16 protein-coding genes and 1 pseudogene are annotated in these 22,858 nt (G+C 72.0%); 6 read left to right on the forward strand and 11 right to left on the reverse strand.

Translation table 11 applies throughout. The annotated features are described in order from the left end of the window. From FREUN1FDRAFT_RS44900 to FREUN1FDRAFT_RS02585, 3 genes and pseudogenes are all read right to left on the reverse strand, one after another. A pseudogene (locus tag FREUN1FDRAFT_RS44900) lies at positions 1 to 335 on the reverse strand (hypothetical protein); the annotation flags it as partial. A 414-nt stretch (positions 336 to 749) separates the two neighbouring features. Then, positions 750 to 1,352 carry a TetR/AcrR family transcriptional regulator gene (locus FREUN1FDRAFT_RS02580; protein WP_006538376.1) on the reverse strand — a complete coding sequence of 201 codons (603 nt, stop codon included), beginning with the start codon at positions 1,350 to 1,352 and terminating at the stop codon, positions 750 to 752. A 245-nt stretch (positions 1,353 to 1,597) separates the two neighbouring features. After that, positions 1,598 to 2,083 carry a GtrA family protein gene (locus FREUN1FDRAFT_RS02585; RefSeq protein ID WP_006538377.1) on the reverse strand — a complete coding sequence of 162 codons (486 nt, stop codon included), beginning with the start codon at positions 2,081 to 2,083 and terminating at the stop codon, positions 1,598 to 1,600. A 619-nt stretch (positions 2,084 to 2,702) separates the two neighbouring features. Between FREUN1FDRAFT_RS02585 and FREUN1FDRAFT_RS02590 the strand changes: the two genes are divergently transcribed. Then, the gene (locus FREUN1FDRAFT_RS02590; RefSeq protein WP_006538378.1) at positions 2,703 to 3,275 is read left to right on the forward strand and encodes a carbonic anhydrase; all 573 of its coding nucleotides are present in this window, start codon (positions 2,703 to 2,705) and stop codon (positions 3,273 to 3,275) included. 49 nt (positions 3,276 to 3,324) lie between these two features. Here FREUN1FDRAFT_RS02590 and FREUN1FDRAFT_RS02595 read toward each other — a convergent pair whose 3' ends face one another. From FREUN1FDRAFT_RS02595 to FREUN1FDRAFT_RS02605, 3 genes are all read right to left on the reverse strand, one after another. After that, the gene (locus FREUN1FDRAFT_RS02595; protein WP_006538379.1) at positions 3,325 to 4,275 is read right to left on the reverse strand and encodes a TIGR03089 family protein; all 951 of its coding nucleotides are present in this window, start codon (positions 4,273 to 4,275) and stop codon (positions 3,325 to 3,327) included. Positions 4,276 to 4,494: 219 nt separating this feature from the next. Next, positions 4,495 to 6,057, reverse strand: coding sequence for an LCP family protein (locus FREUN1FDRAFT_RS02600; RefSeq protein WP_006538380.1), 1,563 nt, complete (start codon positions 6,055 to 6,057; stop codon positions 4,495 to 4,497). Between the two features lie 553 nt (positions 6,058 to 6,610). Then, positions 6,611 to 8,581 (reverse strand): glycosyltransferase family 39 protein, encoded by a 1,971-nt coding sequence (locus FREUN1FDRAFT_RS02605; protein WP_006538381.1) that lies wholly within the window; start codon positions 8,579 to 8,581, stop codon positions 6,611 to 6,613. Positions 8,582 to 8,705: 124 nt separating this feature from the next. Between FREUN1FDRAFT_RS02605 and rfbD the strand changes: the two genes are divergently transcribed. The 5 genes from rfbD to FREUN1FDRAFT_RS02630 all read left to right on the forward strand — a co-directional run bounded on the left by rfbD (position 8,706) and on the right by FREUN1FDRAFT_RS02630 (position 15,957). Then, entirely contained in the window at positions 8,706 to 9,605 is a 900-nt protein-coding gene (gene rfbD / locus FREUN1FDRAFT_RS02610; RefSeq protein ID WP_050795715.1) for a dTDP-4-dehydrorhamnose reductase, read from the forward strand. Positions 9,606 to 9,656: 51 nt separating this feature from the next. Then, positions 9,657 to 11,345, forward strand: a complete 1,689-nt coding sequence (metG, locus tag FREUN1FDRAFT_RS02615; RefSeq protein ID WP_006538383.1) for a methionine--tRNA ligase — start codon at positions 9,657 to 9,659, stop codon at positions 11,343 to 11,345. Between the two features lie 85 nt (positions 11,346 to 11,430). Next, positions 11,431 to 13,194 (forward strand): hypothetical protein, encoded by a 1,764-nt coding sequence (locus FREUN1FDRAFT_RS02620; protein ID WP_006538384.1) that lies wholly within the window; start codon positions 11,431 to 11,433, stop codon positions 13,192 to 13,194. Continuing rightward, on the forward strand, positions 13,191 to 14,063 hold the full coding sequence (locus FREUN1FDRAFT_RS02625) for an NAD(P)-dependent oxidoreductase (RefSeq protein WP_006538385.1): 873 nt from the start codon (positions 13,191 to 13,193) through the stop codon (positions 14,061 to 14,063). Before FREUN1FDRAFT_RS02620 ends, FREUN1FDRAFT_RS02625 begins: the two co-directional genes overlap by 4 nt. Positions 14,064 to 14,085: 22 nt before the next feature. Next, positions 14,086 to 15,957 (forward strand): hypothetical protein, encoded by a 1,872-nt coding sequence (locus tag FREUN1FDRAFT_RS02630; RefSeq protein WP_006538386.1) that lies wholly within the window; start codon positions 14,086 to 14,088, stop codon positions 15,955 to 15,957. A 260-nt stretch (positions 15,958 to 16,217) separates the two neighbouring features. Here FREUN1FDRAFT_RS02630 and FREUN1FDRAFT_RS02635 read toward each other — a convergent pair whose 3' ends face one another. Genes FREUN1FDRAFT_RS02635 through FREUN1FDRAFT_RS02655 form a run of 5 tightly spaced genes read right to left on the reverse strand, consistent with a single transcriptional unit; the run spans position 16,218 to position 22,725 of the window. After that, positions 16,218 to 17,354 carry a glycosyltransferase family 1 protein gene (locus tag FREUN1FDRAFT_RS02635; RefSeq protein ID WP_006538387.1) on the reverse strand — a complete coding sequence of 379 codons (1,137 nt, stop codon included), beginning with the start codon at positions 17,352 to 17,354 and terminating at the stop codon, positions 16,218 to 16,220. Between the two features lie 31 nt (positions 17,355 to 17,385). Beyond that, positions 17,386 to 18,969 carry a glycosyltransferase gene (locus FREUN1FDRAFT_RS02640; RefSeq protein ID WP_006538388.1) on the reverse strand — a complete coding sequence of 528 codons (1,584 nt, stop codon included), beginning with the start codon at positions 18,967 to 18,969 and terminating at the stop codon, positions 17,386 to 17,388. Next, the gene (locus tag FREUN1FDRAFT_RS02645; protein ID WP_006538389.1) at positions 18,966 to 20,459 is read right to left on the reverse strand and encodes a glycosyltransferase family 2 protein; all 1,494 of its coding nucleotides are present in this window, start codon (positions 20,457 to 20,459) and stop codon (positions 18,966 to 18,968) included. Before FREUN1FDRAFT_RS02645 ends, FREUN1FDRAFT_RS02640 begins: the two co-directional genes overlap by 4 nt. 38 nt (positions 20,460 to 20,497) lie before the next feature. Beyond that, positions 20,498 to 21,757: an ABC transporter ATP-binding protein gene (locus tag FREUN1FDRAFT_RS02650; RefSeq protein WP_006538390.1), complete on the reverse strand. Its 1,260-nt coding sequence runs from the start codon at positions 21,755 to 21,757 to the stop codon at positions 20,498 to 20,500. Further along, positions 21,757 to 22,725 (reverse strand): ABC transporter permease, encoded by a 969-nt coding sequence (locus tag FREUN1FDRAFT_RS02655; RefSeq protein ID WP_035948994.1) that lies wholly within the window; start codon positions 22,723 to 22,725, stop codon positions 21,757 to 21,759. The genes FREUN1FDRAFT_RS02650 and FREUN1FDRAFT_RS02655 overlap by 1 nt, the downstream gene beginning before the upstream one ends. Between the last annotated feature and the right edge of the window lie 133 nt (positions 22,726 to 22,858).

Raw genomic sequence — 22,858 nt, forward strand, 5'->3', positions numbered from 1 at the left:
ATCGCCGTACCGCCCTGCTGGTACCCGCCTGTCTGCGGGTAGCCACCGCCCTGCTGGTACCCGCCGGTCTGCGGGTAGGCGGCGGTCGGCGGGTACGGCTGCTGGCCGTAGCCCGCGCCGGCCGGTGGCTGCTGCCCGCCGGCCGCCCCGCCACCCGGCTGCTGGTAGCCGCCGCGACCGGACGGATAGGAGCCGGGAGGTGTCGAACCGCCGCCGGCAATCTGGGTCACGGCGTCGTCGTCGAATCCGGGACCACCACTGAAGCCGGGACCACCGCTGTCGGCGCGCCGGGTTTCGGCGTCCGGATCGTGCTGACCCGGGTTCGGTGGCTGCATGACGTCCCTCCTGATGTGCCTGTACCGCGATGTGCCTGTAGCGCGCCGCCCACGGTCGGTGTGACCGGTCCGGTGGTGGTGCGATGGAACCTGGACGACCCTCGCGTGCCGGCGCCGCGTGCATGGGTGGCAGGTTCCGGGCGTCGAGCTGCTGGGCGTTCGTGGGCGCCCGGTCGTGCCCGGTCCGGGAGCGGTCCGCCGTGGGTTGACGGGTGGCCGGTGCGGGTTCGACTTTGGTGCCCGCCCAAGAGTAGGAGTCACGCGGAGATTGGGCTGGTCCGGGTCGCTTTTCGGACATGACCATCCGGTCAGGGTTTCAACACGGTCACTGCCCGCAGTCGCCATCCGGATTCCGGGTACCCGGATCCGCCGTGCGTGAGCCGCCGCAAGGCCTGCTCCGAGCCGCGGCGAGATTCAGATGCCGCGTGCGTAGGGCAGGATCACGTCGTCCACGATGTGCTCGACGAAGGCCCCGTCGACGGGATCCCCGGTGATGAGCAGCCGCTGCAGAATCATCGCCGTGCCGACCTCGACGAGAATGTTCGGATCGGCGGACGCGCCGACCTCGCCGCGGGCGATGCCGCGGTTGACGATGCCCTCCGAGGTGGTCATGCGCTGATTCCACATGCGTTCGCGCACCGCGGCGCGCAGCTCGGGGTTGCGCGGCATCTCGGAGACGACCTCGGCCATGATCCGGCCCTGTGCGTGGCCGACCAGGTCCGCGAAGGCGGACAGGAAGGCGACCAGCTCCTTGCGCATCGAGTCGGCTTCGGCGACCTGAAGCGTCTGCTCGGTGAACTGGGTGAGCGCATCCATCACAAGCGCGATCTTGGAAGGCCAGCGCCGGTAGATGGTGGCCTTTCCGGCCTTGGCGCGGGTGGCCACGCGGTCCATGGTCACGCCGTCGTAGCCGTGCTCCGCCAGCAGCTCGAGGGCCGCCTGGCGGATGGTGTGGTCCCTGCTCTCGTCGCGGGGGCGTCCGCCGGGCCTGGGTGATGCGAGTGTCGGCCGCGTCACGGCGCACCCTCCTGGACCTTGAGCGGGCCGTGCGTTGTACCGGGGTGACCAGGTCACCTCCGGTGGAGAACTCGGCACGCTGTGCATGGGCTGGTGACGCGAGCCTAGCGCAGCCGGCCGGCAGGAGAACTGATCGGTACCGGAACCAACCTGTTCCCTTTCTGTCCCGGCGGGGCGGAGGCAGGACAAGAAGAGGCCCGGCCCGGCGGTGATCCGCCTCGGGCCGGGCCACTTCCGCGGACCAGTCAGGCCTGGCCGGCGGGTTCGGGAATCCGCTGGTCCTTGACCGGCGGGGCCGCCACCTTCGGGTGGTCGGGATGCAGGAAAACGTATTTCTTGTAGGCCCAGAAGCGGAAGATCGTGCCCAGCCCGGTACCGAGAACGTTGCCGAACAGGTTGAACGCGACCACTCCTTCGAGGCCCAGGACGTACCGGGCGAAGCCCAGGCAGGCCAGCGCGATCGCCAGACCGATCGCGTTCAGGACCACGAAGAGGCTGTACTCACGCCGGACTCCGGTGCGCGCGCGATGGCTGAACGACCATTGCCGGTTACCGATGTACGCGCAGGTCGCCGCGATCACCGTCGATACGGTCTTGGCGCTGAGCGGCCCCATCCCCAGAAGGGTGTGACACAGGTTCGAGACGGCGAAGTCGATCGCATAGCAGATCGCCCCGACGATGCCGAACTTGCCCACCTCGTGGATGAGCACCTGAATCCGTGAGCGTGGCATCCGATGGCTCACCACGGGCGGCGCCGATCGACTTTGCGAACATCGATTTTGACCACCAGGAGAGAGTACAGACGACTCGTCCGGACTCGGTCGCCGCCCCCGGAGCCGGGGCCTGCGGGTCCTGGGCGCGTCGCGGTCCCGAAGCGTCCGTTTACGGACCGGCGTCCCTTGCTTGTGGAAGGCCGGTTGCTTGTGAAAGGCCCGCTGTGCTGGGCGGGCCGCCCGCGATGCCCGCGTCATGATTCCGCCGTTCCCGTGCGCCGACGAGGCCGACACGCCGAGAGGGCCGGACGAACGGCGGCCCGGGCCCGGATGTGGGCACGAGCCGGCCAGGGCTGCGCTGGGTGACGGTTCACTGTCACAGTGTTCCCGGTCGCCTCCCGATCGATACGTCACTCGCACCGCACGCGTGATCTGTGTCGGCTTCACGGCTGCCTTCGTGGGGAGAAATGCCCTGAGTGTGTGACGAAGTCCCTTTTCGAGGGCGACACCCACGCCCCCAATCGGGGCAGAGTGAGTGGCGGCGGGTGTCCGGGCCCTGCATGCTTGGGGCAGTGGCAATCCCTCCGCGGCTCGTCATGCCGCGTGAGCGACGAACCGACGGAGGTGACCTGCGGTCATGAGCGCGCCCGAGGATGTCGGACCCGCTCAGGGTGCGACCCGCACCCTGCTAGCCCGCGCGGCGGACTTCGCCGCACTGCGTGGTGGCACCCCCGAACGACCCCCGCTGCCGGGCCAGCCGGCGACCGGCGTCGCCGTCGTGGCCTGCATGGACGCCCGTCTCAACGTCGAGGCGCTCTTCGGCTTGGCCGAGGGCGACGCGCACATCGTGCGCAACGCCGGTGGAGTGGTGACCGAGGATGTCGAGCGATCGCTGGCGGTCAGCCAGCACGCGCTCGGCACCACCGAGATCATTCTCGTGCACCACACCAGGTGCGGTATGGAACAGATCAGCGACGAGGGGTTCAGCGAGGCCCTCGCCGAGCGGACCGGTGTCCGCCCGCCCTGGCGGGTTCGGGCTTTCGCCGACGTCGCCGTCGATGTCCTCGAGGGCATCCGAACGCTGCGTTCGTCACCGTTCCTGCGGGCATCGACATCGGTGCGGGGCTTCGTCTACGACGTCGACTCCGGTGAGCTTCAGGAGATCACCGAGAGTTCACTCACTGCCCGGAAGCAGGGCACGAGCGTCTAGCCCAGGCCTTTGCCGCTTCGGGTGCAGGCCTGGGGCGGGGCAGCGCAGGTCACCAGGGGGCGGGGAGCCTGCGGACCTGGAGCGGCAGGCCGGTGGTGCGGGACTGCGGTACCGACCAGTCGACAGTGGTGATCCGCTCACTGTCGACCCGGCGCGCCAGCGCCTTCGGGTCAAGGTCGTCCAGGTTGCGGCACAAAACCACCGACGCGCCGCAGACCAGCGGGACCAGCGTGGCGACCAGCAGCCCTGCCACGGTGGCGGGCCCCCCGACGGTGAGGATGCGATCCTCCGGGCCCAGCGCGTCGCGGCGTGCCACGGCGGCGGCGAGGCCGAGCAGCCGTGCCTGCTCCGCGGGCGCCGATGGCGGCCCGAAACGGTCGCCGTGCGGGGGGACCTCCACCGCGTAGTCGAGCACCCCCGGCACCGCGGCGCGCAGCCGGCCGCCGAGCGGGCGTAGCGAAAGCCCGACGACCTCGTCGACGTCGAGGGCGGTCGCGATGTCGAGCCGGTCCTCGCTGGTGAAGATGACGCCGGGGTGCCGCGGCGCCTCGCCGGCTCCGTGCTCGCCAGCCACGTGTCGGTCCGTGCCGTGCCCGCCCGCCTCGCGCTCGTCGACCGGCCCTCCCGGGCTCACGGCGAGCTGGACCTCCATGCCCGCCGACCAGGCCGCCAGGAGGATCACGCAGCTTGTCCAGTGCGGGGGAAGGTCGATGCCGACGGCGTCCGCGGGCGCCAGGCCAACCGTGTCCACCAGCAGGTTGGCGGTCTTCGCGACCCAGTTGTCCAAGGTCGCGGTGGAGAACTCCACCCGCTCGCCGGTGGCGTCGTCATAGAAGGTGACCATTGGTCGGCCCGGGTCGCGGGTCAGTCGCGCGGCGAGCGCGGCGGCCACCCCGGGGAAGGGCACGGCGGGTGCCTGCGTCGTGGCCTCCGTCGTGGCCTCGGACGGCAGGGCGACGGCGCGGAGCACCGAGGCAGCTGGGACGAACCGGACGTCCAACGGTCGCGGTCTCCAATCCGGTCGTCGGCGGTGCCGGTGGCGGGTGGTGGCGTGGTGGTGATGGCGGGGCGTGCCGGCGGTGCTGATCCGCCGTGGAACATAACGCTACCGATTCCCGGGACCGACCCCGAACGTCCGCCGCGCGAACACCGCGCGGGCACCGTTTCGGGGTCGCCACCTCGGGCCCTCCGGCAGGCTGTCGGCAGGCTGTCGGCAGTCTCAGTAGGTGCAACCGGTGGTCAGCTGCGTCGCGGTGAGGGGCGCGCTCGTCCTGGTACCGGTCGCCGCGGTGTCGGCCGTGGTGGGGGAGCCCGTGGCGGACGCGGATGACCCAGGTGAGGGCATCCCGGAGACCGCGCGGGTGCCGGGCGCCGGAGCCGCCCCGGGCCGCACCTGCTGGAACGACGTGCCGAGCACGAGCGAGACCCGGCTGGCGCGACCGTCATCCCGGACGAGACGGGCGTCCGGCACGACGGCGGCGACCGCGCGGGCCGCGGCCTCCTGCCCGGGCCCGTACCTGACCTCGCTGGTCGAGAGCCGGCCGGCCGGCCAGTCGCGGGGAGAGCCGACCCGGAAGCCCAGTTTCGACAGGTCCGCGCCGACCGCGCCCGCGAGGCCACCGATCCGGGCCGCGTTGAAGACGTCGACCGAGACGTCCTTCGGTGCCGCCGTGGCGGGCCGCGCCGGTGCGGACGGGGCCGGCGCCCGGCCGCGCAGCGGAGCGAGGAACGCGTTGAGCTGCGCGGGGTCGTACAGCTGCACCGATCCGTATCGGGGCAGCTCGCCGACGGCGTTTCCGCCCTCCGCGGGGGTCGGCGCGTGTACGGGGATCGTGACGAACCTGATCTGGTCGGAGCTCATCGCGCTCATCCGCTTCGCGAGTAGCCGCATGTCGTCGATGTCCGTCCCGTCGTCGATGGTCAGGGACTTCGTCGTCGCGCTGATCAGGCTCTCCAGCCGGGCCGGGTTCGTCAGCACGCCGTCGCTGGTGGCCTTGCGGAACACCGCCCCGATGAACTGCTGCTGGCGGTGGATGCGGTCGAAGTCGTTGTCGGGCAGGCCATGGCGCTGCCGGACGAACGCGAGCGCCTGGTCGCCGTCGAGGTGGTTCTCGCCGACCCGGCCCCGCCACTGCGACCAGTTGTCGTGCAGGTTGCTCCGTGAACCGTCCGGCAGGGCCTTCACGCAGACGGTCACCCCGCCGATCGCGTTGGTCATGTCGCGGAAGCCCGCGAGGTCGACCGACACGTAGTGGTCCACGCGGATGTCGGTGAGCCGCTCGATGGTGCGGATCAGCAGCGACGGGCCGCCGATCGAGATCGCCTGGGTCAGCTTGTCCCGGCCGTGCCCCGGGATGTGGACGAGGGTGTCGCGTGGGAAGGAGACCAGCGTGGTCGTCCCGTTCACGTCGAGGTGGGCGAGGATCGTGGTGTCCGAACGTTGCCCGGTGACCTCGCCGTCGTGCTGGAACTCGTTTCCGGTGCCGGCCCTGCTGTCGGACCCGACGAGCAGGAAGTTCGTCGTTCCCTCGATCGGGTCGGCGGGGCGCTCGCCCTCCAGGCTCAGCCGGAGCCGGTTGATCTGGCGGTCGAAGTGCTCGTAGAGCGCGAATCCCCCCACCACGAACGCGAAGATCAGGCAGGAGAGGGCGCCGCAGAGGCCGGTGGTGAGCCTGGCGGCGATCGGTCGGCGGCGGGTGCCCACCGGCGGCACGAGGCGGAGGTGATGTGCCTCGGGACCGGGAGGTCTCCCGGTCGAGGCGCGAGGTCCAGCACCGGTCACATGTCCCCCTCCGCCATCTTCCGGTAGCTCACCGTGCCTGCGGGGATGTCAGCCCGTTCCGCTACGTGCCCGGACGTGGCCACGATCCGTTCGCTCGGCGGTCGGCCTTCGACTTCGGCCCGCGACTCCTCGGTGCATGCAGCTACTCAACGTACTCGTAGCATCACGTTGCATGCCCTCGGGGGGTCGGAGTACACGCGATGTCGTCAGGAATGACCGTGGGTGTGGTTCAGGTGTCGCACGGTGACCCGCCGGGCCCGTGCTGCCGCACACCGTCAGACCAAAATTTCACCAATAGTTGCAAAAGGGGCGGATGGTCACTTGACGATCCGCAAGGAGCGAGGATTTCGGCTGCTGCGGCAGCTGAAATCGCCACATCTTGCTGAGAAGCAGCGGGGGCAACGGAAACCCGAAGATCGGGACTCGACGACGGGCTCTCCGACGGCCAAGGTCCTGCCTTCGTGCGGCTTGCTGAGGCGCCCTGCGCCCGTTTTGTGCTGCTTGCGGTGAATGGCTGACGCTGTGTGGCGGCGGTGCGGGGGCCCGGTTGGGGTCAGATCAGCGCCACCGGGTCGGGCTGGGAACTGGTCCCCGTGGTCTCCCCCGGTGCCCTGGTCTCCCCAGGCGCTCGGCTGGCCGTGGCGGTGCCGCGCTGCCGGGCCGTGCGGACGGAGGCAAGGAGAACAACGACCCACAGCAGCCCGGTCAGGACGAAGGCGCCGATCGTGACACCGACGGGCAGCGGCGCCCAGCGGGCGATCGCGGAGACGACGTCCGGAATCCGGGTAGGGACGAAACGGACACCCCGTGGCAGCCAGTAGTAGCTGCACACCGCGAGCAGCGCGAGCCCCTGCATCACCAGGGCGCCGAGCAGGACGATCGACGGCGCCCACCGGGCCCGCCGGCCGAGTGACCGCCCGAGCCCCGCGGCCACGACGACCGCGAGCCCCACCAGACCGAGGTACAGGTAGCGGCCCTGAACCGCGATGCCCCGGGTATACCGCTCGTACTCGGCCCAGCTCCGCTGCCCGACCATGAGATACGCGAAGAAAACAGGCGCGAGCAGCACGAGCGGAGCGGCCGCCCGCGTGACCCAGCCCAGCCCAGCACCGGCCGTCGTGGCCTCCGTCGCGGCCTCGGTCACGGTCGTGGCCTCCGGGCTGGCCGTGGTCGTGGCCTTCGGGCTGGCTTCCACTGCGGAGTCCGGAGCGGCGTCCGTTGTGGCCGCCGGCGCGTCCTCCGTCACGGCCTCCGGCACGGGCGCGCGGCGCCGGGCCGCCGTGACCACGGCCGTGACGGACAGACCGACCACGGTCACCGTCGCGGCCACGATCGCGATCGGCGACAGCTGCGGGGGCTCGAACATGCCGAGGCCACCCCAGAAGCGGCTGATCATCGTCCGGACGAAGTACCACAACCAGGTGAAGAACGAGTCGGGCAGCAGCAGCGGCTCGCGGCGCGGCGGGTCGGTGGCCCAGCCGTTCGGCTGGAGGGCGTCGTAGAGCAGGTAGTTGCGGACCCACCACCAGCCCCCGATCGCCACCCCCAGGCCGACCGCGATCACGGCGGGCAGCACCGGCACCCGGACCCGGCCGCCGGGCGGATGCGGGCTGCCGGCCGGGTGCTGGTCGCGCCGGGCCTGACGCCAGCCGACCAGGTAGGCGGCGACGATCGTGAACGGGAGCGCGAAGGCGAACGCCTTGGACAGCATGGCCACGCCGAACCAGAGGCCGGCCCAGGCCGCGGTACGCCGGCGCAGGTCACCGCGGACGACCCCGGCCAGGACGACGGTGAGCGCGCCGGTCGCGAGGACCAGGATGCCGTCGTTGTTGAAGGTCGCGCCGACCCTGGTGAAGCCGGGCACCGCCAGAGGCAGCGCCGCCGCCGCGGTCGCCAGCGGGCCGCGCAGCCCGAACCTGCGCGCCGCGGCCCAGGCCAGCAGCGGCAAAGGTGCGAGGAGCAGGATGTTCAGCAGCCGCAGGACGAGCACCTGCTGGTCGTAGGCCCAGTGCTCGGAGCCCGCCAGGACGTCCAGCAGGCCGGCGCCGATGGCGTAGACCAGTGGCGGATGCTGGATCATCTGGTTCGACAGCCGGCCGTCGTCGACCGGCGTGGCGCCGCCGAGCTCGTCGAAGGAGAGCCGGTCGCCGCGCGGGGTGGGGGTGATCTCGGCGAACGACGGTGAGCCGCGGCGCTTGCCGCCGGACTGGAACATGTCGTGGAACCGGCCGCGGTCGAAGTCGTCGGAGGTCGAGGCGACGCCGGTCGCGATCATCTTCTCGCCCGGGGCGGGCCAGCCGGCCCCGTGCTGTAGGCCGTAGACCATGTCGACGTGCTGTGCCTCGTCGTAGCCCGTCCAGGTGGTGTAGACGAACGAGTAGGTCACCAGAAGTGCCACGTGCAGCGCGGTGATGAGCAGCACCAGAACCGGGACCTTCGGACGCCTCGATCCCTGCGGGCCGTCCCGCCGCGGTTCGTTCTCCTGCGGGTCGGCCTTTTCCGGCATAGGCGTCTCGAGCGTCATCACCGCTCAGGGTAGTCGCACGCACCGACGCCCCGGCTGGCGCCGCCGGACCCGTCGCGGGTGCGTGACGACATCGCCGACGGCGTGTCAACAGCTGTTTGCATACATCTGCCAGACTCGCGGGGTGCGCATCCTCGTCACTGGTGCCGGTGGACAGCTCGGTAGCGATCTGTGTCGCCTTCTTGACGCCGAGTCCCGTGCTGACAGCCCGCGTGTGCTCGCCTGGGCCGGCCTCACCCGGTCCGAGCTCGATCTCTCCGACGCGGCCCGGGTCCGCGCGGTCATCGCCGACCAGGCCCGCCCGGCCCGGGTGCAGGGCGGGCTCGTCGTCATCAACACCGCCGCCTGGACGAACGTCGACGGAGCCGAGTCGGACGAGCAAGGTGCCTACGCGGTGAACGCCGCCGGGCCGGCCCACCTGGCTGCCGCCTGCGCCCAGGCCGGTGCCGTCCTCGTGCACATCTCCACCGACTACGTGTTCGACGGCGCGGCCTCGAAGCCCTACGAGACGACCGATCCGCCTGGGCCCCGGTGCGCGTACGGGCGGACGAAGCTCGCCGGCGAGGAGGCGGTGCTGGAGCTCTGCCCGGGGTCGTACGTCGTGCGCACCGCCTGGGTGTACGGGCGCACGGGCGGCAACTTCGTCAAGACGATCGCCCGGCTGGCCCGGGAGCGTGACCAGCTCACCGTCGTCGCCGACCAGCACGGCAGCCCCACCTGGTCCGCCGATCTGGCCGCCGGCCTGCTCGACCTGGTCACGGCGCGGCCCACGCCCGGCCTCTACCACTGCACCGGCGGTGGGGAGACGACCTGGTTCGGCTTCGCCCGCGCGATCGTGGGCGCGCTCGGGCAGGACCCGGCGAAGGTGGTGCCGATCAGCACGGCGGAGTTCCCGCGCCCGGCGGCGCGCCCGGCCTACTCGGTGCTGTCCCAGCGTTCCTGGCAGGACGCCGGGCTGCGTCCACTGCGCCCCTGGGACGACGCGTTCGCCGCGGCCTTCGCCGAGTTCGGCGCCGAGCTCTGAGCCGACCTCTGATCGGAGATCGGCAACGCGGCCGGCGAGTAGTTTGATGCTGTGAGCACTCAGACCCCCGACACGGAAGCGCGGCGTCCGGGCCGACCGGTCCTTGTCGCCGTCGCGTGGCCCTACGCCAACGGGCAGCCGCACCTCGGGCATATCGCCGGTGCCTACCTGCCCGCCGACATCTTCGCCCGCTACCAGCGAATGATCGGCAACCGGGTGCTGATGGTCTCGGGGTCCGACGCGCACGGCACGCCGATCACCGTGCGGGCCGACGAGGAGGGGGTCACCCCGCAGGCGATCGTCGACCGCTACCACCCGGAGTTCCTGCGGATCTGGTCCGATCTGGCGATCAGCTTCGACCTCTTCACCACCACCCGTACGCACAACCACGAGGTGGTCGCCCAGAGCGTGTTCACCCGGCTGCGCGAGGCCGGGTACATCTACCCGAAGGAGACCTCGCAGTTCTTCGACCCGGACGCGGGCCGTTTCCTGCCCGACCGGTATGTCGTCGGCACCTGCCCGCACTGCTCGTACACGCAGGCGCGGGGCGACCAGTGCGAGAACTGCGGCCGCACGCTCGACCCTGAGCTGCTGGTCGACCCGCGCAGCAAGGTCACCGGCGCGGTCCCCGAGATGCGCCAGACGACGCACTTCTTCCTGCGCCTGTCCGGGCTTTCCGACCAGCTGCTCGACTGGCTGCAGACCCGCCAGGGCTGGCGTCGGCACGTGCTGAACTGGTCGGTGCAGTTCGTCAAGGACGGTCTGCACGACCGCGCGATCACCCGTGACCTGGACTGGGGCGTCCCGCTGCCCACTGACGAGCTCGGGCCGGGCAAGCGGCTCTACGTCTGGTTCGAGGCCGTCATCGGCTACCTGTCGGCGAGCAAGGAGTGGGCGGCGGGCACCGGTGACCCCGAGGCATGGCGGGCCTGGTGGGAGGACCCGGAGGCGGCGGCCTACTACTTCGTCGGCAAGGACAACATCCCCTTCCACACCGTCATCTGGCCGGCGATGCTGCTCGGCCACGGCGGGCTGGACCTGCCGACCGACGTCCCGGCGAACCAGTACGTCACCTTCGGCGGTGCCAAGGCGTCGAAGTCGGCGGGGATCGGTCGGGGTGTGCGCGAGTACCTCGACCTTCTCCAGCCGGACGCGCTGCGTTTCGCGCTCGCCTCGGTGCTCCCCGAGCAGAACGACACCGAGATCTCGGACGCGGACATCGTCCGCCGCGTCAACGACGAGCTGATCGCCAACTGGGGCAACCTCGTCAACCGGGTGATGGCGCAGATCAACAAGTTCTTCGGCGGGGCGCTACCCGAGACCGGTGATCTCGACGGGGTGCACGCCGAGCTGCTCGCCTCCGTCGACGCCGGCCTCGTCCGGGTGGGTGAGCTGCTGGAGCGGGTCGAGCTGCGGGCCGCACTGCGCGCGGCGATGGAGATCTCCGCCGAGGTGAACGCCTACCTCTACCGCGAGGAGCCGTGGAAGACCGTCAAGGTCGACAAGGCCACCGCGGCGCACAGCCTCGCGGTCGCCGTCCAGGCGATCTCCGGCATCACGACGGCGCTGGCACCGTTCCTGCCGTTCAGCTCCGCGCGGGTCGCCGAGGTGCTGGGCATCGACCTCGGGGTGTGGGCACGGCAGCCGGTCGCCGCCGGGCGGGAGCTGGTCTGGTCCGGTGGCCTGTTCACCAAGCTGGACGCGGACGCCCTGGACGTCGCCGCACCCACCGGCGCCTGATGGCGTGACGGCCCTGCGCCACCCCGGGCGACCGGCCGGGGGCGGCGCACGGCCGCCGCGTGCGGGCTGGGACACTGACTCCCAAATGGCGAGCGCATCGGGCCCGCCGTCCCCGGTAGGCACACCGCCGGCCCGGGACGGGGTGGCGGCAGGAGAGGTACCCGCTCAGTCGAGCCAGCCGCGCTCCGATCTCCTTGATCGCCCGGCCCCTTCGGATCCGCCTGCCGATCAGATCCCGGCCGCGCGGCCGGGCCGTCCGCAGGACGGGCGTGCGCGTCTTCTGCGTCTTCTGTGGGGCCGCCTCCCGGCGCCGCTGTGGGAGCGCCACGCGGCCTTCCTGGTTGTGCTGGTGCTGGCCGTCGCGGCCAGGGTGGTGGTCGTCTGGGCCTACCGGCCGGCGCTGCTCTACTACGGGGATTCCCCCGCGTACCTGGACCAGGCCGCGAGAAGGCTCTGGGCGGGGGACTGGCGGCCGTCGGGCTACCCGATGTTCCTGCGGGTCCTCGGCGCGCCCGACCACCTGACCAGGCTGGTGATCGTCCAGCACGCGCTGACGCTGCTGGTCGGCGTGGCCCTGTACGCCACCGCCCGGCGGCTGTTCGAGCGGTTCGGTCCTGCCGCGGCGGCCCGAGGCCGCGGTGGCTGGCCCGCCGCCCTGGTGGCGGCCCCGGCGCTGCTGGCGCCCTGGGTGCTCGACCTCGGCCAGTTCGTCCTGGCCGACAGCCTGTTCGGCACGCTGGTGCTCGGCGGGGTCCTGGGCCTGGCCTGGCCTGGCCGCCCGGCTGGCTGGCGGTTCGCCCTCGCCGGCCTGTTGCTGGGAGCAGGCGTCACGGTCCGCACGGTCGGCTATGGCCCGATCGCCCTGGGCGTTGCCGGCACGATCATCCTGGTCATCGGTCACCACCGCACCGGCGCCACCAGCGCCACCAGCGCCACCAGCATCGCCGATGCTTCCAGCGCTTCCAGCGCTTCCAGCGCTTCCAGCGCTTCCAGCGCGGGCAGGGCTGTCCGTGTCGTCGCGCCCGTGGTGGCGTTCGTGCTGGCCGCGGCCGCGCCGGTCGTCGCGTACTCGGCCTGGAGCGCGAGCCAGGGCAGTGGCTTCACGGTCAGCGCCCACTCGGGCTTCTTCCTCTACGGGCGGGTCGCGCCGTTCGCCGACTGCGACCGGCTGCCCGACGACGCCGATCTACGGTCGCTCTGCGACCCGCGGCCACTCGCGCAGAGGGGCTCACCGGTGACCTATCTGTGGCCTGACGACTCGCTGCTGCGGCAGGGAAACGACCTTGTCCCACCAGGACGGGAGGAGCTCGCAGGCGAGTTCGCCCAGCACGTGATCCGGGCCCAGCCCTGGATGATGATCACCACCACGGCCCGCTACCTGGGCGGCTACTTCTGGCCCGTCCAGTACGAGACCGAACTCACCAGCCGTGCAGACACCTGGGAGCTGCCCGACACCACCAGAAACCGGCTGCCCGACGGGCAGCCGCACGCCACCGACGGCTACTTCGCCGTCAAGGACCTGAGTGACGGCCCCGCCGCGGTGCTCTCGTTCTACTCCGGGCTGTCCTACGCCGTGATGCCGCTGGTCGGCCTGGGCCTGCTTGCCGGCGTGCTCGCGGGGGCGGCCGGGCGGATTCGTGGCGTGGCGGGGCCGGGCCGGCTGTTCTGGCTGTCGGCGGGAGCGGGTATGTCCACCTTGCTGCTGAGTTCTTTGACGTCCGCGTTCGACTACCGCTATCTGGGGTCGGTCATCGGCCTGCTCGCCGCGGGCGCCGTGCTGGGAGCCGTCGCGCTCGTCAGGGTGCTGCGTGCCCGGCCCGCGGACCGCTTTCATGGGGGGACCTTGTGAGGATCGCGTTTCTCGGCCTCGGCCGGATGGGGCGCCGGATGGCCCGCCACGTGCTGGTCGCCGGCCACGAGCTGGTCGTCTGGAACCGCACCCCGGGGCGTGCCGAGGAACTGACCTCGGCCGGTGCCATCGAGGCCGCGGACCCCGCTGACGCCGTCCGCGGTGCCGAGGCCTGCGTGCTGATGCTGTTCGACCCGGAATCCGTCGCGGAGGTGCTCACCGCGGTCGTGCCGGCCGCCGAGCCGGGCGCCCTTCTGATCAACTGCACGACGGTGGGCCCGGCGGCGGCACGGGAGCTCGGCCGCACGGCTGCGGGCGCGGGGCTGCGCTACCTGGACGCCCCGGTGGTCGGCACGGTCGGCCCGGCCGAGGCCGGCACCCTGCGGATTCTGGTCGGCGCCGCCGACGCGGATCTCGCCGCGGCCAGGAGCATCCTGGAGGCCTTCGGCGATCCGGAGCGTATCGACCATGTGGGGTCCATCGGAACCGCCAGCGAGCTGAAAACCGTCGTCAACCTCGCTCTCGCCGAGGGGATGGCCGCCGTCGCCGAGGTGCTTCGCTACGGCACCGACCTCGGCCTCGACCGCGGCCTGGTGCTCGCCGAGCTCGCCGCCGGGCCGCTCGGCACGCTGGTCAACTACAAGCGGCCGATGCTGGAGTCGGACGACTACTCCCAGGCCGCGTTCACGGTCACCGGCCTGGCGAAGGACGTCCGGTTGGCCACGGCGTCGGTCGCGGGGCCACTGCCGGTCGCCGAGGCGACCCTGGCACTGACAGCGGCCGCCGAGCGGGCCGGTCACACCGACGACGACTTCTCCGCGATCGCCGCGGTGGACGTCTCCGGCTCGAACGTCTCCGGCTCGGCCTGAGCACGGCCGCGGTACCGATCCAGTGGCCACCAGACGTTGGTTGCTGCTCGGCGTGGTCGCGGCGGGGCTGACGCTGAGCTCGGTCGGGCTGCTCGGCGTGCTCGCGACGGAGCCCTTCGCCAGCGCCGACGAGGCACAGCACACCGCGTACGCGGTGGAGGTCGGCGACGGGCGCTTGCCCGAGCTGGACACACCGGTACGGGCGACCATCCCGGGCATGCCCGGCCTGCCGGCCGACTGCCGGGTCGACCCGGCGCAGGTGCGCCGTGCGGCCTCTGACTGGGCGGCACAGACGTCGCTGCCGGCCTGCGCGGCCCGGGACCGCGCCTTCATGACCTTCGACGTCATCTACACCGCGAACCATCCGCCGCTGTTCTATCTGCTCGAATCGGTGCCGCTGCGGATCGGCCGGTCGGCCGGCCATCCGCTGGCCGGTTTCTACGCGGCGCGGATCCTCAACCTGACGGTGGGCTTTGCGGCGCTGGTCGCCACGGCCTGGCTGGTGCGGGTGCTGGTGCCCGGCCGGCCGGATCTCGCGGTGGCCGCGGCGGCCGTTACCGGTGCGATGGGCGGGTTCATCGCCGTCACCACCCAGGTCTACAACGACGCGCTCGCGGTGGCCCTGATCACCGCGGCGACCGCGGCGACGCTCGTGCTCCTGCGCCGGGGGCCGTCAGCGCGGACGCTGCTGGCGGTGGCCGTTCTGGTTCCCGCGGCGGCGCTCAGCCGGGCCAGCGGCGCGATCGCCGCGTCGCTGCTGGTACCCACGGTCGGGGTGGCGGTCGGGCTCGCGCTCGCGCGTGGCGCGGGCCTGGGCGTGGGCGGACGTTCGACGCCGGGCCGCCGTCCGACACCGTGGCGCAGCGCACTGGTGGGGCTGGCCGCCGCCGTGGCCATCGGCCTGCTGACGGTGGCGGCTGCCGGCTGGTTCTACCTGCGTAACGAGCGGCTGTACGGAGATCTGACCGCCACCGGACGGATCGCGTCGATGTTCCCCACCGGGATCGAGGAACGGTCGGCCTGGCAGGTGGTCACGTCCGAGGACTTCTGGTGGCTGGTCTACCGCGGCCTGTTCGGGCGCCCGAAGCTGCTCCTCGGCTGGCCCTATCGGATCGCCGTCGGCGTCGGGCTGCTCACCCTGGTGGGCCTGATGGCAGCCGCCGTACGCGCGGGCCACGCCCACGCTGTCGCCCGCGGTCGCGGTCGCGGGCATGGGCGAGGGCGTGGGCGTGGTGCCGGGCGTGACGCCGGGGACGGTGCCGCGCGGGCCCGGAGCACACTGGTGATCGATCTGGTGTGCTGGCTGGTCGCCGGCGCGCAGGCCCTGATCGCGGTCGCGACGCTGGTGGGTTTCGTGGCCGCGGGCGGCGCGTCGTTCGCGCGCTACCTGCTGCCCGCGCTGCCCATGCTGGCCCTGGCTGTGGCGGCGGGATGTTCCGCCCTTCCGCTGGCCCGCCGAGGCCTGCCGACGGTGCTGGTGGTCGGGGCACTGTGGTGCACCACGATCGTCATGCTCAGCCGTGAGCTGGCCCGGCATGACCCGAGCCTGGCCGACCGGGACCTGCTCGGCCGGCTGCGCGGCGCCATCGCGGCGACCGCGTTCAGCCCGAGCGGCGCGTCGCTGGTGGTCGGTGTCCTGCTCGCCTTGGCCGCGCTCGGATTCGCCCTGCTGGCCCTGTCGCTGTGGATGCTTGCTACCGCCGCGGTTCCCCGCTGGCAGGTGCGCCCTGCCCGCGGCGCATCCGGCGCCGCTCCGGTAGATGGGAGCATGGTCCCGGCCGCGAGCGGTTTCGGAGCCGTTCGCGGCGGGTGCGGTGAGGGCGACAGACAGGGCGCCGGCGAGGTCGTCGGCGAAAGTGTCGGCGAGGTCGTCGGCCCACCCGGTAGTGCCTGAGGTTCGCACTTCACGAACGCGGTCGGACCTCCGAGCGCCCGGTAGTCCCGTAGTCCGGTAGTCCGGTTTGGCGAGTCGCAAGAGTGAACCATTTTGGTCGTTCCGACGACCGAAATCCTTCTTTCTTGCGGGTCGTCAGGCGACTCTGCGCCCCTTTTGCCCCTCTTGAGGGCTACTGCTGGTGCTGTGCGGCGGCGCGGGATCCTCGACGGGTGGCCGTGCGGGTGGGGTTCGCATTCCGTCAGGGCGGCTCCGCCGGTTCAGCGCGCGACTCGCTGGTAGACGGCGGCGGTCAGTTCCGCGGTGCGCCGCCAGGTGAAGGTGCGGGCGTGGTCACGGCCCCGAGCGGTTTCGGAGCCGTTCGCGGGTGCGGTGAGGGCGGCGGACAGGGCGCCGGCGAGGTCGTCGGCGAACGCGTCGGCCCGCCCGGGAGGCACCAGGCGGACGCCCGCCGCGCCGCCGACGACCTCACGCACCGCGGGGATGTCGGCGGCGACGACCCTGGTCCCGGCGGCCAGCGCCTCCAGCGGCGGTAACCCGAAACCTTCGTAGCGGGAAGGGAAGCACAGCACCGCAGCTCCGGCCATCACCGAACGCAGCTCGGCGTCGTCCAGGTAGCCGAGGGTGACGACCGCCTCCGGTGGCAGTCCGGCAGTGTCCAGGGCGGGGCCCCAGCCGGGCGGCCCGACCAGCGCCAACGGCGGGGTGTCGCGCTCGGTGGCGCGCAGTCGCCGCAGCGCCTCCAGCAGCGCCGGGAGGTTCTTGCGCGGTTCCGCGGAACCGACGAACAGCAGGTAACGCTCGGGCAGGCCGTGGGCGGCGAGCCAGCCGCGGGCCGGGGCGGCGGCGGTGAACCAGGCCGGGTCGACGCCGAGCGGCGTGGGGGTGACCAGCTCCGGGGCGAGCTGGTAGGCGGCGATCACCTCGTCGGCGACGGCCTGGCTGGGGGTCAGCACCGCGGCGGCACGGCGCAGCCCGCGCGGAACGAGTGTCGTGTACCGGGCGGACGCCTCCGACACCGTGTCGGGCGTGCGCAGGTAGGACAGGTCGTGCACGGTCAGCACGCCGCTGGCGGCGGCCAGCGGGCCGAGCACGAAGTTCGTCCCGTGGATGATGTCCGCGGCGCCGGTGAGCCATTCGGTCGGCGGGTGCTCGGAGCGCATCCAGGCGTCCTGCAGCAGCCGGGCGGGGACGCGGCGCGCCGCGGGGCGGACACCGGGCGGCAGCGCGGCGGCGAGCCCCGCCGAGCCCCGCCAGGTGAACGCGGTCGCCGCCACGTCGAGATCGAGCTGGTCAACGCGGGCCAGCTCGCCCAGCCCGGCGAGCAGCGCCGCTGTGTAACGGCCGACCCCCGTGCGCGGCCCGAGCAGCGGGGTGCCGTCGAGAACGACCCGCATCACACGGCCCGCATCAGGAGACCCACCCGCATCAGGCGTACAGCCGGCGGCGCTCGACGATGTCGTGCCACCGGTCGGCGAACGCGGCGTCGGAGAACTGCTGGGCCCGGTCGACCGCGGCCGCGGCCAGCCGGGAGCGCAGCCCGTCCTCGGCGGCCAGCCGGCGGGTGAACGAGGCGACCTGCTCCGGATCGCTCCAGCGGTAGCCGTCCCGCCCGTGCCGGACGATCTCGCGCTGCCCGGCGCGGTCGATGACGACCGGCACGCAGCCGCCGGCCATCGCCTCGACGGTGGTCATCCCGAAGTGCTCGGCGGTCCAGGGGCGGCGCCGGTCGTCCTCGCCGTAGCCGGTCGCCGACCAGAAGACCGAGCTGGTGGACAGCAGCCGCTCGACCTCGGCCCGCGGCGCGTTCGGCAGCACCTCGACGGGCAGCCCCGCACCGGCGGCACGGACCTGCTCGACGTAGGGCTTCTGCGAGTCCTCACAGCCGCCGACGACGTACATCTTCCAGTCGGGCAGCCCGCCGGAGCGGTACAGCTCACCGAACCACTGGACCATCTCCAGCTGCCGCTTGGCATGGCCGAGGCCCGGGGCGAAGAACCGCCCGACGGTGATCACGGCCTTCTCCCGCTCCGGGGCCGGGTGGAGCCGGTCGACCTGGATCGGCGGGAACAGCACGTCGGAGTCCCGCTTCCACAGCTGGCGGATCCAGCCGCGGGTGTACTGCGAGTTGGCCATGACGGTGTCGTAGCCGTCGAGGTAGCCGAGGTCGGCCGGGTCGCGCAGCAGCCACGGGAAGCGCAGCGCCATCCGCTCCAGCGGGCCCTCGTCGGCGTCGGTGACCCGCGGCCGGCTCACCGCCACACCGAGCTCCCGCACATCCGCCTCGCCGGGGGAGAACGCGTCGCTGACCAGGGTCAGCTCGGTGCCCTTCGACGACGACGGCAGCGCCACCTCGAACGGGGCGAACTCCTGGCCGACCGTCAGCTTGGCAAGCACCGTCCCGTCGGCGTCGAGGACCTGCAGCCGCACACCCTCGGGGGCGCCGGGCCGGCCGATGTCGGCCCGCAGGGTCCGCCCGCCGCCGGGGTTGACGGCGAGGATGCCGGAGCCGTTCGTCCAGGTCCACTGCCGGCGCCGGCCGCCTTCCGGCGGATACCAGCCCTGCCCGAAGCTGACGGCGGGGGTCACCCCGCGCAGCAGCGGGCCGGCGGTGCGCACCGCGGCCTTGCGCCAGGCGGCCATGTCGTGGTCGAACGGCGTCGGGAAGAAGCACAGGTACGCGGACCGCGGCGACCGCGGGGCGAGCCGGCTCATGTACGAGCCGTTGACGAACAGGTGGTACTCCTCGGACAGGACGGCGATCGCGTCCTCGCCGCGGTCGGGCAGCCGCCGGTAGCGGCAGCCCGACAGATCCAGACCCAGGTGGCTGCCGATCGCGGCGAGGTCGACGTCGGAATGCCCGATGATGTCGACGTCGAGGCCGTCCGCGGCCAGCACCTGGGCGATCATGCCGTTGTGGCGCTCGCCGCCGCCCATCGAGTGCCAGAAGCGGTTGTAGACGGCCGCGCGCAGACCCTCCGCACGCGGACCGGCGGTGCCGGGCGCGGTCATCGCTCGACCAGCCAGCTCTGCAGGCTGACTCGCCGCTCGGTGGCGGCGGCGCCGATCTCCCGGCGGTGGCGCAGCATCGTGGGCAGCAGCCGCAGATAGGACGAGAACACCCGCACCCGCAGCAGGGTGGGGCGCACTGCCGGCCGGCTGCGCGAGCGCCACGCCTGGCGCAGTGTGCGCACGGCGATCGACGCAGTCGTCAGCGGGTAGCGGGCGACCGCCGAGATCGCGGTGCGCGCGGTCGCGTCCTTGGTCAGCATCAGCAGCCGGTTGCGGTCGGTGTGGAAGACGAACAGCGGGGACCACTCGACGCTGGACGCGGAGTGGACGTGGCGCAGCACCGCGCCCGGCACGTAGCGGATCTGGTAGCCGCGGGAGCGGATCCGCCAGGACAGGTCGGTGTCCTCGTAGTAGAGGAAGAAGTCGTCGTCGAACCAGCCGAGCTGCTGGCCCAGCTCGGTCCGCATCGCCATGCCGTTGCCGCAGGCGGTGAAGACCTCCTCCGGGTTGTCGAACTGGCCGGTGTCGATCTGCTGGTAGCCGCGGTCGGCGCCGTAGCCCTCGGTCAGCACGATGCCACCGACGTTGTTGATGACGTCCACCCGCGGCGCGTCGGCGCCCACCGTGAACGAGACGGTGGACGGCTCGGCCGTAACCGGCAGCGTGCACGACGACTGCAGAGCGTCCGACGGCAGAGCGTCCGACTGCAGAGCACCTGACGGCAGAGCACCCGACGTCGGGGCGTCCGGCGAGCCGTCCCAGCCCAGGGTGACGTCCTTGGCGGTGTCCGCGGCCCAGGTGATCCCGATGGTGACGGGGCCGTGCTCGGGCACCGGAACGCACAGCTCGCCGTCGCCGCGGGTCCAGAAGAACGGGGCCTTCGGTGGGCCCTCGGCGCCGAAGGTGAGCTTCTCCCACAGCACCTCGCGCAGCACCTCGCGGCCGTCCACCGTCACCGAGCTGACTCGCACACCCAGCTGGCGCGGGTCGTGGGGGCCGGGGGAGAAGGTGGGCGTGGCCAGGGTGAGCCGCAGGAACCGGGGCAGGAAGACGACCTTGCCGGTGACCGCGCCGAGCCTGCTGCCGCCGGGCTCGTCGAACGGTGCCAGCAGCCGGGCCAGCCAGTCCGGCTCGGGGATGGCGTCGTTGTTCAGCAGCACCGCGAGCGGTGTGGTCACGTTCCGCAGCGCGAGGTTGTTCCCGCCGGCGAAACCGAGGTTGCGGTCCGACCGCACGACCTTCACCCAGGGGTAGCGGCTGGCGAGCAGCTCCAGCGAGTCGTCGCCGGAGGCGTTGTCGACCACCTGGGTCTCGAACGCGAACGGCGCGTCCTGCTTGGCGAGTGCGTCCAGGCAGGGCGGCAGCAGGTGTGCCCCGTTCCAGTTGACGATGACGACCGTCGCGAGCGGCCCGGTGCCGTTGCCGTCGCTGTTGCCGCTTTCGGCGCCGCTGCCGCTGCCGTCGCCGTTGCTCTTGGAAGCGCTGCTCATCGCACCATCCGCTCCTTGCCAGCCGTCACTGCCGCCAGTCACCGGCGCAGCCCTGCCTGGTAGTCGACGCGGAGCAGCCCGGCGACCTGCGGGCCGCTCACGCCGAACAGGTCCTCGAACCGCCGCACCGTGACCGGATGGCCGGTGGCGGCGTCCGACACCCGGACGTTGACCGCGAAGGCCCCGAGCAGCTCCGGCAGCCGGGGAACGACGAAGTCCACCATCACGATGCCCGGCCCCGGGCTGATGCCGCCAGGCGGGGTCTCCATCATCCAGATCGGGACCTCGCCCTGACCCAGGATGTCCACGTGCAGGTAGACGTGCTGCGGCGCGTAGTCGGTGAGGTCCAGCTCGACGCTGACGGTGAGCTGCTCACCCGGGTCGTACTGCACCTGCGGGGCGCCGCCGGGATCGCGGCTGAACGTGACCGCCGTCGGCTTGACCGGTGACAGGTCGTACGGCACCGCCCCGCCCTCGACGGGCAGGCTGCCCAGCCGCTGGCGAAGCAGCTTCGTCCCGACCGCCGGCTGCCCGTCGTAGATGAGGTTGCCCGTCTCCAGGACGAGCACCCGGTCGCACATGTTCTCGATCAGATCCAGGGAGTGGGTGACGAACAGGATCGTCCGCCCCTCGGCCCGGAACTGCGCGATCTTGTCGAGGCACTTGCGCTGGAACGCCTCGTCACCGACGGCGAGCACCTCGTCGACGAGCAGGATGTCCGGGTCGACGTGCACGGCGACGGCGAAGCCGAGCCGCACGTACTGGCCGGACGAGTAGTGCTTCACCTCGTCGTCGATCTTGTGGCGCAGCTCGGAGAAGTCGACGATCGAGTCGAACAGCCGGTCGATCTCCCGCTTGGACAGACCCAGCAGCGAGGCGTTGAGATACACGTTGTCGCGGCCGGACAGCTCGCCGTTGAACCCGGCGCCCAGCTCCAGCAGCGAGGCGATCCGCCCGTTGACCGCCACCTCGCCGGAGGTCGGGCGCAGGATGCCGGCGAGGACCTTGAGCAGCGTCGACTTGCCCGACCCGTTCGCGCCCGCCAGGCCGACCGTCTGCCCGCGCCCGATCTGGACGTCGACGTCGCGCAGCGCCCAGAAATCCTCCCCGCTCGCGCCCTCGCGGCGGACGAACCGCTCCTTCAGGCTGGTCGCGCGCTTGTGGTAGGCGACGAACTTCTTGCTGACCCCGGCCGCGCGGATCACGGTCGGCGAGCCCGGCGACTGCGCCGCGGAGGCCGAGGCCGAGGCCGCGGGGCGGTCGGGCTGTGCGGGCGGGGCGAGCGGCGGTGACGACACTAGAGGTCCTCGGCGAAGTCGGCCTGGAAGCGCCGGAACACCCGCAGCCCCAGAAAGAGCACGGCGAGCGAGATGAGCGCGGCGATCCCCAGGTGTTCGAGGTAGAACGTGTATCCGGTGTCGGCGATGATCGACGACGAGCCGGTGGAGTTGCCCGGCGGCGGGTCGTAGATCGCCCGCTGGAACGTCATCACCACCACGGCCATCGGGTTGAGCAGGTACACCCAGGTCCAGTCGCCGAGCCGGTCGGAGATCAGGCCGTACGCGTAGACCATCGGGTTGACCCAGAACCAGGCCACCAGGGCGACGTCCAGCAGGTGCTGGGTGTCGCGATAACGCACGTTCAGCGCCGACAGCAGCAGCGACAGCGCGACGGTGAACAGCAGCGCGACCGCCCCGGCGGGGACGATCAGCAGCAGCTCGGGCCCGAACAGGCTGTACTGCAGCCCCAGGATGACCACGAACAGCACCAGCAGCTGGAGCGCGAAGTGCACCGCGGCGAAGCCGACCGCGGACAGCGGCAGCACCAGCAGCGGGAAGCGCACCTTCTTCACCAGGTTCGCGTTGGCCACCACCGCGCCGCAGGCGGACGACACGCTGCCGGAGAAGGCGTTCCACACCAGCATCCCGGACATCAGGTAAATGCCGAAACGCGGGATCCCCGTCTTCAGCACGACCTGGAAGACGAAGGTGTAGACCACAAGCAGCAGCAGCGGGTTCGCCAGCGACCAGGCGAAGCCGAGCGTGGACCCCTTGTACTTGACCTTCAGGTCCTTGCGGACGAGGTTGCGCAGCAGCTCCCACCGCACCCGGGTCTGTGCCCGGCTGCGATGATCGACATGGCGCGCGCCGGAGCGTGAGCCGCGAGGGCGCTGGGCCGGTGCCGGTGTCGGCGCCTGCCCGGACCCCTGGCCCGGCGACGGCGGTGGTGATGAGGGGAACGTGGAGAGGTCAGCGACCCGCGACATGACCTTCTTCTTTCCCCGTCGGGCGTGCATCTCGGACCCGCACCGTGCTCGGCCCCTCCTCCGCCCAGCGCAACCGTGGCCGGTTGGCGTCGACTCCTCGACCGTTGCTCGAACGTCGTCGTGTGCTCGGACG

Source organism: Parafrankia sp. EUN1f, assembly GCF_000177675.1.
Taxonomy (GTDB): domain Bacteria; phylum Actinomycetota; class Actinomycetes; order Frankiales; family Frankiaceae; genus Parafrankia.